This is a genomic window from Vibrio sp. D401a (genome assembly GCF_030248515.1).
In the GTDB taxonomy this organism is placed as follows: Bacteria; Pseudomonadota; Gammaproteobacteria; order Enterobacterales; family Vibrionaceae; genus Vibrio; species Vibrio rotiferianus.
The window spans coordinates 1-774 of the sequence record NZ_JAHGAI010000040.1; the positions used below are offsets into that span (position 1 = coordinate 1).

Sequence of the window (774 nt, forward strand, 5' to 3'; positions counted from 1 at the left end):
TAAACGTGGGGTACTCGGGCGACTAACGCCCAATTAAGGTGTGAAGCACGCATCCACGACACTCAATTTGACCACCATAAACACTAAACTTAACCCAAACCAAAAATGCCAAACGTGCTGAATCACTCTTAAATTGTTTGTTATGTTTACAGTTTTCGGTGCTCTACCGTGCCATCCGCATGTTGTATCGTTATACTCACAGACTCACTCATACTTACTGAAATGGTATCTGTCAGCCCCACACAAATTGAATTTAAGAACTCCATTACATACTCTTGAGTAGTAGAGTCTTTATCTAGACGGACGTTAATAACATCTGCGTGTTCAGCAACGATCTCAGCGCCCTTCTGTAACCCCAGAGGTGACACAATAATGCCACCAGTTGCGTTTGTATCAATGATACGGAAAGCAAGACCAGCGATGACTTCTTGAGATACTCTTTTTGTTGTATAACGCTTACACTCAACCAAGACAATTGACTCACCATCGCCTCGAATCCCTTTTGCGTCAAGTTCCCAGTTGGTACCACTGTCACCAGCAACTGTTTGTTTGCCCTCAACACTTTCTAGACCGAACTCACCAGCAAACTTATCAATAAGGTACTGTGCAACTTCTTCGTATGTTTCCCATGTAACGTCCGACATAGACCTATCTCCAGTAGATTAATTACTGCACTCGATATGGGGGAAGTGCTTGGAATTTAGAGTAAACATAACGCCCTGTTAAGGTGTGAGCAACGCAATACCGAAACCGCCACACACCACCTTAAACACT

1 protein-coding gene is annotated in these 774 nt (G+C 43.5%); it reads right to left on the reverse strand.

Features of this window, described 5'->3' with window-relative positions; translation table 11 throughout:
- Window positions 1-146 precede the first annotated feature (146 nt).
- Window positions 147-644 carry a restriction endonuclease gene (locus KIV41_RS17050; protein WP_285337072.1) on the reverse strand — a complete coding sequence of 166 codons (498 nt, stop codon included), beginning with the start codon at window positions 642-644 and terminating at the stop codon, window positions 147-149.
- Window positions 645-774: the final 130 nt, after the last annotated feature.